Origin of the sequence: Micromonospora mangrovicola (genome assembly GCF_047200535.1) — a bacterium.
GTDB lineage: Bacteria > Actinomycetota > Actinomycetes > Mycobacteriales > Micromonosporaceae > Micromonospora.
The window spans coordinates 1-8,189 of sequence record NZ_JBJZOG010000170.1 but is presented as its reverse complement, the minus strand read 5'-3'; the positions used below and the strand labels follow the sequence as shown (position 1 = coordinate 8,189).

At 71.4% G+C, this 8,189-nt stretch carries 8 protein-coding genes; 2 read left to right on the top strand and 6 right to left on the bottom strand.

Annotated elements, in window-relative coordinates; translation table 11 throughout:
• The first annotated feature begins 65 nt into the window (after nt 1–65).
• On the top strand, nt 66–290 hold the full coding sequence (locus ACL02O_RS32935; protein ID WP_412822088.1) for a hypothetical protein: 225 nt from the start codon (nt 66–68) through the stop codon (nt 288–290).
• Here the strand turns inward: ACL02O_RS32935 and ACL02O_RS32930 are convergent.
• The 3 genes from ACL02O_RS32930 to ACL02O_RS32920 form a co-directional block, all read right to left on the bottom strand.
• Nucleotides 280–2,913 carry a caspase, EACC1-associated type gene (locus ACL02O_RS32930; protein WP_412822087.1) on the bottom strand — a complete coding sequence of 878 codons (2,634 nt, stop codon included), beginning with the start codon at nt 2,911–2,913 and terminating at the stop codon, nt 280–282. The genes ACL02O_RS32935 and ACL02O_RS32930 overlap by 11 nt on opposite strands.
• A gap of 33 nt (nt 2,914–2,946) precedes the next feature.
• Nucleotides 2,947–3,498, bottom strand: coding sequence for a hypothetical protein (locus ACL02O_RS32925; protein WP_412822086.1), 552 nt, complete (start codon nt 3,496–3,498; stop codon nt 2,947–2,949).
• A gap of 317 nt (nt 3,499–3,815) precedes the next feature.
• Entirely contained in the window at nt 3,816–4,379 is a 564-nt protein-coding gene (locus ACL02O_RS32920) for a CGNR zinc finger domain-containing protein (RefSeq protein ID WP_412822085.1), read from the bottom strand.
• Nucleotides 4,380–4,465: 86 nt separating this feature from the next.
• On the opposite strand from ACL02O_RS32920, the gene ACL02O_RS32915 reads away from it, so the two are divergent.
• The gene (locus tag ACL02O_RS32915) at nt 4,466–5,389 is read left to right on the top strand and encodes a ketopantoate reductase family protein (protein WP_412822084.1); all 924 of its coding nucleotides are present in this window, start codon (nt 4,466–4,468) and stop codon (nt 5,387–5,389) included.
• Nucleotides 5,390–5,497: 108 nt separating this feature from the next.
• Here the strand turns inward: ACL02O_RS32915 and ACL02O_RS32910 are convergent, their stop codons facing one another.
• The 3 genes from ACL02O_RS32910 to ACL02O_RS32900 all read right to left on the bottom strand — a co-directional run bounded on the left by ACL02O_RS32910 (nt 5,498) and on the right by ACL02O_RS32900 (nt 7,958).
• Entirely contained in the window at nt 5,498–5,752 is a 255-nt protein-coding gene (locus ACL02O_RS32910) for a hypothetical protein (RefSeq protein WP_412822083.1), read from the bottom strand.
• A 177-nt stretch (nt 5,753–5,929) separates the two neighbouring features.
• A complete protein-coding gene (locus ACL02O_RS32905) occupies nt 5,930–6,346 on the bottom strand; it encodes a hypothetical protein (RefSeq protein ID WP_412822082.1) in 417 nt (138 codons plus the stop codon).
• A gap of 898 nt (nt 6,347–7,244) precedes the next feature.
• On the bottom strand, nt 7,245–7,958 hold the full coding sequence (locus ACL02O_RS32900; RefSeq protein ID WP_412822081.1) for an N-acetylmannosamine-6-phosphate 2-epimerase: 714 nt from the start codon (nt 7,956–7,958) through the stop codon (nt 7,245–7,247).
• Nucleotides 7,959–8,189 lie beyond the last annotated feature (231 nt).

Genomic DNA, 8,189 nt, shown 5'->3' with positions numbered 1-8,189 from the left:
CGGCTCTTCACCGTCAAGGTGCGGGAGGCGGGGAACCCGGCCCGCGATCGGCACATCGGAGGGCCATGACAGGTGGCAGCCCTCGCCTATCCGACCGGACGGCGGCGGGCGGCAACCGCCCCGCCGTGGGCCTGGCCCTGGTCGCCGCCCTGGCCGACGGGGGCGGCCAACTCGTGCCGATCCACCGGTCACTGGTGGTCGACGGAGTGCTGTGGACCGTCTCCGAGCCGCGCCTCGAGACGACCGATTTCTCCACCATGCGGACCCTCGGCTGGCTGCCTACTGCGTGACCGGCGCCCCGGCGGGCGAGGGCGCGGCCTCCACGGCGAGGGAGAGCCAGAAGAAGCCGTGACCGGCCAGGCCGAGGTCGTACTCGCCGGACTCCCGCACCTCGGGGAACTCGGCGCCACCCATGAGTTCCCGAGGCCGTCGGCCGGCGTGCGAGGACAGCGTCAGCGTCGTCGTCTGCGGGTACTTGGAGAAGTTGAACAGGCACAGCACCTCGTCGCCGCGTTCGCCGCGGAGGAAGGCGAGCACGGCCGGGTTGGTTGACCGGACGACCCGGCAGCCGGGGCGGGAGAACGCCGACCAGGCGTGCCGCGTCTCGATCAGCTTCTCGATCACGTGCAGCAGGGAGGAACGCGAGCGGAGCTGATTCTCCACGTTCACCGCCATGTACCCGTAGATCGACTCGTGGATCAGCGGCGCCGGCAGGTTCTCCGGCTGCGCCATCGAGAAGCCGCCGTTGCGGTCCGGTGCCCACTGCATCGGAGTGTTGATCGCGAGATGGCCCGGCAGCGACAGGTTCTCACCCATGCCGATCTCGTCGCCGTAGTAGAGGACCGGAACGCCGGGCATGGACAACAGCAACGCGAAGGCGAGTTCGAGCTGCCCTCGGTCGTCGTTGAGGAGGCTGGCCGTGCGTCGTCGGATGCCGGTCGCGCCCCGCATGCGGGCCAGCGGCGCGTACGTGTGCAGCAGTTCCTCGCGTTCCCGCTCGGGCAGCAGGCCCAGCGACATCTCCTCGCCGTTGCGCAGGAACACCGCCCAGTGCCGGCCGTCCGGCTGGTCCCGCATCTGCGCCAGCACCTGGGACACCGGTCGGTGGGTCTCCCGCCGCATGGCCAGCAGCAGGCTCGGCATGAGCGAGGCGTACATCACCAGGTGGCACTCCGGCTGATCCGCGGTACCGAAGTAGGCGTCGGCGGCCTGCGGCCAGTCCTCGCTCCACCCGATGATGATCCGGTTCGGGTACCGCGAGTCCAGCCAGGACCGCAGCTCCCGCAGGTACCTGTGGGTCTCGTCGAGCCCCTTGCTCGGCGTGCCGCTGCGCTCGAACAGGTAGGGAACCGTGAGCAGCCGTAGGCCGTCGACGCCCTGCCGGAGCCAGAACTCCATCACGTCCCGAATCGCGGCGCGCACCTCCGGCGCGTCGTAGTTCAGGTCCGGCTCGTGCCGGCCGTAGCGGTGCCAGTAGTACTGCCGCCGCCTGCCGTCGAATGTCCAGCCCGCGCCGTGGCTGCCGAGCGGTTCGTCCGCCTCGGCGTACCCGTCGCCCGCGTCGCTCCACACGTAGAAGTTCCCGTACGGGCCCTCCGGCTCGCTCCGGGAGGCCTGGAACCACGGATGTTGGTCGCTGGTGTGGTTCAGCACCAGGTCCAGCACCACCCGCAGGCCCTGCCGGTGGGCGAGGCTGAGCAACTCCAGCAGGTGTGACGGCTGGCCGAGGCCCTCGTCGATGGCCTCGAAATCGCTCGCCGCCCGGCCCTCACCCGGCGACGGCGATGCCATCACCGGGTTCAACAGGAGGCAGTCCACTCCCAGCCGACGCAGATAGTCCAGCTTCTCGGTGATGCCGCGCAGGTCGCCGTGCCCGTCGCCGTCGGAGTCGTAGAAGAACCGCACGTTCACCTCGTAGAACGTGCTGCCGGCCGGCCAGTCCGGATCGCCCGGCGGCTCCAGTTCGGGTTCGTCCTCCATCTCGGCCCGAGCGACGCGGAGCCGACCGGTCAGGGCCTGGCGGGCCCGTGCCGCCACCCGCTCCGCCGGATCGCGCTCCAGCGCCTCGAGCGTCTCGAACGCGGCCACCAGTTGCTCGCGGGTCCGCTGGTTGCCGTACGCCCAGTTGCTCAGCTCGTCCACGGCGAGCACCCGCGCCGACGCGAGCCCGTTGCGGGTCAGCGCGAGCAGGTCGCCCGGAATCAGCTCGGGCCGCCGCGGCGCGTTGCTGAGGATCAAATCCCCGACGCCGGCGGCTCGCATCTGCGGCGTCTGCCGGCGTTCCCGGCCGACCATCCGGACCGCGGCGTACTCGAAGGCCTCCCGGACGCTGATGATCCCGTTGCCGTCGCGGTCGGCGGCGCCGGTCCGCAGCCCCTCGAGAAACGGACCGGAGAAGGCGGACGGCAGCGCGTGCTGCTTGTGGCCGTCGCCCTCGTGGGCCAGTTCGGTGGCCCCGGCGGACACCACGACGATCCGGCTGCGGTCCCCGCGCTGTTTGAGGTCGCCGATGGCGCCGGCGTGACAGCAGTCCAGGATCAGGACCAGCTCGCTGGCGCGGCACTCGTCGATCCAGTGCCGCAGCTCGTCGGTCGGCACCGCCGTCGGCGGGAGGCGCTCCGGGTCGGTGTCGCTCGCGGTGAGGTAGAGGCGGTGGTCGTCGTGCAGGCGACCATGGCCGGAGTAGTACACGAGCAGGAAGTCGTGCGGGTCGGCGCTGGTCAGGAAGTCGTAGAGCGTGACCTGCGCGGTGTGGCTGTCGCCGTCGAGCGACGGCCGCACGTCGTCGAAGGCGCCGAGGCCCGGGTCCCGGAGCAGCCGGGCCCAGTCCTTCAGGTCACTGGCGGGTGAGTCGAGGTCGGGCAGCGCCTCGCTGGCGTAGCTGCCCACACCGATCAACAGCGCGCGCTTCACCGAGGGCGCTCGCCGGACCCGGACGCTGCCGCGTCACTCACCGTCGACCTTCTCGGCCACGGCGGACGTGCCCTGCCGGGGCACCGCCACCGACCTGATGACCTCGGTCAGGGTCTTCTCCGAAACATCCCGTACGTCGATCTCGGTGCCGTCCGGAAGGCTCATCCGCAGCCGCTTGCCCTTGTTGCGTTCCTGGTAGCGCCGAATGACCTGGGCCAGGTGCCGGACATCCGCCGTTGCCCGCTTCGCGGTCGGATAGCTGAAGACGGCGAGGGTGAGCACGCCGATGACCATGCTGAGCGGATCCCGTGTCCCCGGCTCGGCCGGCTCGACGAGTTCCCTCGCATCGACACCCGGAAGCTGGTTCAGGTGGTCCTTCAGTAGCCGCGCCTGCTCGGCCAGTTCCTCATCGCTGACTGGCTCGTCGGACGCCAACCGCAAGATCAATCCATCGGCCATGATCTCATCGTTGCCGCTGTCGGTATCGGGTGCAAGGGCCTCCACCCATGATCCCGCACGGGTGCCGACCCCGCGCCCAGGTGGTACGCCCGTCACCACCCGATCCGCCCGGTCGTGCGCGCCCACGGGCGCGGTTGTGACGCGCATCCGACAGTCCGGATCGGCTGGCGACCGGCCTGCTGCGCACCTTCGAGGTGACGCGCGCCAGCTATCACGTGATGCTGCTGCCACCACCGATACGCCTCATGCTGGCGCCGGGCCTGCGAGACGTCCACGTCACTGCGCTCGATGTGGGTGGCCAGTCCCTCGGCCAGCCGGCCGCTGGGTCGCCGGACCAGGGCGATGCCTCGCGTCATGCCACCAGTCGGCGCCGGTCGGCCACCCTGAAGCGCCAACGACGGCGCTGCCTCGCCCCACCTGTCCAACGACGTGCCGGCGTGACGTCACACGGCGGCGCGCCGGCGGTAGCGGGCCATCTTGTCGCGGCTGCCGCACACGTCCATGGAGCACCAGCGGCGGTTGCCCGCCCGAGAGGTGTCCAGGTAGAGCAGTGTGCACGTGTCGCTGGAGCACTCGCGCAGGCGGCCGGCGTCGGGCCCGCCGAGCAGGTCGATGCCGTCGCGCGCCACGAACGCCAGCAGCCCGCCGGCGACGGGGTTCACGAAGTGCTTCGACGTACCGTCCGCCGTCAGTCGGACCGCCGGTGGCGCCTTGGCCGCCCAGCGGTTCACCACGTCGATGGCCCGCAGGTCCGGCGGCTCCTGGCAGGCCCGGCCATGCATCAGCCGGTAGAGGGCTTCGCGCAGCTCACGGGCGCCGCGGAGGGTCGAGGCGGGGGCCGGCACGGTGACGCCGGTCAGCCCCACCTCGACGAACCAGCGCGTGAGATCGGCCGGGGCGGCGAGGCGTTCGACGCTGGGGTCCCGCCACCGCAGGCCGCGGGTCGCCGTGAAGTCGACCGACACCCGCCCGCCGACGAACCGGAACGCCTCCTCACCCTGAAACACCACTCGATGATACCGGTCCAGCTGGTAACCGAGATCACTCGGAAGGGGCTGCCTCGTTACCGGCCCGACCAGTAACGTCTCGGCGTATGAGGATTCTTGTCGTCGGGGCGGGCGCGACCGGAGGCTACTTCGGCGCCCAACTCCAACAGGCCGGCCGGGACGTCACCTTCCTCGTCCGGCCCAAGCGCGCCGACGTGCTCCGGGAACGCGGGCTGCGCATCACCGGCCTGGGGGCCGAGACCCTGCTCACGCCCCGGCTGCTCACCGCGGCCGAGATCGACGGGCACTACGACGTCGTTCTCGTCTCGGTGAAGGCCACCGCGCTGCCGGCGGCGATCGACGACCTCGCCGCCGCGGTGGGCCCGCGTACGAGAGTGATCCCGTTCCTGAACGGTATGGCGCACATGGACGCGCTGAACGCGCGATTCGGCGTGGACGCCGTGCTCGGCGGCGTGGCCCGCGTGCTCACCACGCTCGACGCCGAGGGTGACATCGTGCGGCTGGGCACCCTGGCCGAGATCGTCATCGGCGAACAGCAGGGCGGCACGTCGCCGCGCGTCGAGCAGATCGCCGAGAGGTTCTCCGGCGCGGGCTTCGACTTCGCCGTCTCGCCGGACATCCGCCGGGCCATGTGGCACAAGTGGGTCTTCATCAGCACCCTCGGCGCCCTCAACACCCTGGTACGCGGTTCGGTGGGCGACGCCGTGGCAGTCCCCGGTGGCGACCGCCTCGGCCCGCAGATCGCCGCCGAGGGCGCGGCCGTCGCCGCAGCGGCGGGATATCCGATGCCGGAGCCCGCCCTCGACAACGTCCGGGCCTTCGTGACCCGACCCGGCTCGACCGACACCGCCTCCCTCTACCGGGATCTGATCGCCGGACAGCCGAGCGAGGCCGAGCAGATCTTCGGCGACCTCACGGCCCGGGCCCGCGCGCTCGGCGTACCCACACCTCTGCTGGACGCCACGACGGTGGCCCTGCGCATGCACGAACAGCGCCTCACCGGCGAATAGATCGCCGCCATCCGTGCTCCGCCGCCGTGTGGCCCACGTCCGTCGAAGTATCAGGCGTCGCGCCTGATACTGGCTACGGCGCGGGCCACACGGCAGCCACGGTGACGGTCAGGAGACCGCGGCCCGCACCAGCTCGACGACCTTCTTCTCCACTGCGGGGCTCCACTTCCGCAACGCGTACGACACCGGCCACAGGTCCCCGTCGTCGAGGTTGGCCGAGTCCTGGAAGCCCAGGGTCGAGTACCGGTAGTTGAACTTGCCCGAGTCCTGGAAGCAGACGACGATCTTGCCGGCCACGTTCGCGTAGGCGGGCATCCCGTACCGCGCCGTCGCCGCGACCGGCGTGGTCACCTGCTGCTTCACCCACGTCTACCCGGACGGCCCCGCCCCTACCTCGGCGTGTACGCCACCGGTCGCTGGGGGTCCACCTCGCCCAGCGGGACTGCACCGACGAGGAGAACCGGCTCAGAACGCGAATCTCAGGCCGCGCTCACGACGCCCGTGACAAGCGGTCAAGAGCTGCGCAGCGTGGAAGCAGGCTCAGTTTGCGAGCGCGGCCAGGGTTGTACGGCAGACCTCTTGCACGGCTGCGTCGAGCTTGACCGCGGCGTCGGCGCTGGGCAGCCTCACAAGCGCGTTGACCGTCAACACGAGGTTGTCGTCTCGGGTGGTGAGCTCGGTGACGACAGTCGTGGTGTCGTACTTACCGAAGCGCGCAAAGGCTTCCTGCCCGACCCCGGAGACCGGCCCGGATCGGGTGAGCCGGTATTTCCACATCGTGCTGCTGGCCGCAGAGGTGAACGCGGTGGTGGCGTCGGCGGTGCGATTGTGGATGATCGCGACGATGTCGAGTCGCCCGCCGGCGAGTTTGATGGTGCAACTGCGGCTGGCCTGGAGCGTGCCGGTGGATTCCTGGTGCGTGCCGGTGGCCGCCAGCGGCCCGTTGGTGGCCTTCAACGGCGAAGGATCGATGACGTCACAGAGGTTCGAAGGGGCCTGATACGGGCCGTCCGGCGTTGGGCTCGCTGTCGGCCCGGAGGCACCTGTACTGCCGGCCTGGGCAGCTCCGCCGTCGGTGGTACACCCCGCGACAGCGAACGCGCCAAGGGTCACTGAGGCGGCGATGACGAGCGCGTGCCGAATCCTCTGGCGCACCAACGGATCCTCCTGCGTGGGTGTGGGGCGGCTCAGCGTAGCGCCATACCGTGGGAGCACCACGGAATGCCTCAGCCGGGGGATACCCGGGGCCGATGCACGGGTAATGGGCGGAAGCCGGCCAGCAGCCTGAGACCTGGAGGGACGACGTGGGCGCGAAGACAGCTCTGCTGACGTTCGCCGATGGGGACATCCGTCCCGCGTTGCACGGGAGCGACCCGCTCGGAGCGGCCCGAGACCGAGGCGCTGGTATGTCAGGTCCACCTGGGCTACCAAGATGCGGGCCAGTGCTGCGCGCCCTTTAGGGCGGGATCAGTGGACTCGCCAGCACCAGCGCCAGGCCGGCCCACTGCGAGCAGTTCCTGACCGAGCTGGCGGACGACCCGGACCCGATGGTCCGCCAGCGGGTCGCCGTCGTGGCATGACACCTCGCGCCAGACGCTGCTCCGGGCACCCTCCGCGAGGAAACCCGGCGCCGACCCGCCACCACTGAGCTCGACCGACGGACCGAGGGCACGTCCCGTTGATCGCGCCGACCACAAGCTGCTGAGCCGCGCCGGTGCCCTGAAACAGGGCGGACGCTTGGACTGGATGCTCAGCTATCTCGGTTCGGCAGAGGCGATCCACGGATGCCGAGCCGGGCCACCAGCGCCTCCAGCTCCACCCGCTCCGCCCGGGCCAGACCGACCGGCGCGTCTCTTCATCTGCACTCCCTTTTGTTCGGCGCGCTCGCCGCGCGGGGTGTAGCCGGCACGAGCCGGCGGGTGATCCACAGTGGTGAGGTGACGGCGTTGCCCATTACCACCGCGTGCGCGCCGGCCTCGAAGGCTCGGTCGATCTGCTCCGTGGTGCGGTACCGCCCTTCGGCGAGCACCGGCACGGGCAGCAGTGCGGCGAGTCGCGCCACGAGCCCGAGGTCGGGCCCGTCGGTCGGTGGGCTGGCCGGGGTGTAGCCGGACAGCGTGGTGGCGACCGCGTCCGCGCCGGCTTCGACGGCGGCGACGCCTTCGGCCGTGGTGGCGACGTCGGCCAGGACCAGCGCGTCGGTCTTTTCGCGGAGCGCCCGGACCGTGTCGGCGAAGGTGCGCCGGTCCGGCCGGGGACGGTGGGTGGCGTCGACCGCGACGAGGTGCGACCCGGCCCGCGCCACCTCCAGCGCGTGGGCCGCGGTCGGGGTGATGAACACGTCCGCCGTGCCGTGCTTGTACAGCCCGATCACCGGCACGTCGACTGCGGCGCGGACCGCCCGGACGTCGTCGGGTCCGTTGACCCGGACCGCCACCGCGCCGCCGCGGACCACCGCGGCCGCCACCCGGGCCTGGACGTACGGGTCCCGCATCGGGTCCTCCGGCTCGTCGGGCAACGGCTGGCAGGACACCACCAGCCCGCCGGCCAGGTCGTCGAGGACACTCACCCGCTGGTCCCTCCGTCGATCTCGGTTGTCTGCATGGCCAGCCGGGCGGCGCCGACCACGACGGCGTCGGCGCCCAGCGTGGCGGGCAGCAACGGCACGTCGGGCCAGCCCGCGGGCAGTTCCGCCCAGTAGGCGGCCGCAAGGGGGGGGGGGGAGGGGGGCTCCCCCCCCCCCCCCCCCCCCCCCCCCCCCCCACTCCCCCCCCCACCCCCCCCCCCCCCCGGGTGCGTC

Excerpts from the sequence above, each read along its gene's own strand:
- ACL02O_RS32935 (WP_412822088.1), top strand. The coding sequence starts at position 66 with ATGACAGGTGGCAGCCCTCGCCTATCCGACCGGACGGCGGCGGGCGGC.
- ACL02O_RS32915 (WP_412822084.1), top strand. The coding sequence starts at position 4,466 with ATGAGGATTCTTGTCGTCGGGGCGGGCGCGACCGGAGGCTACTTCGGC.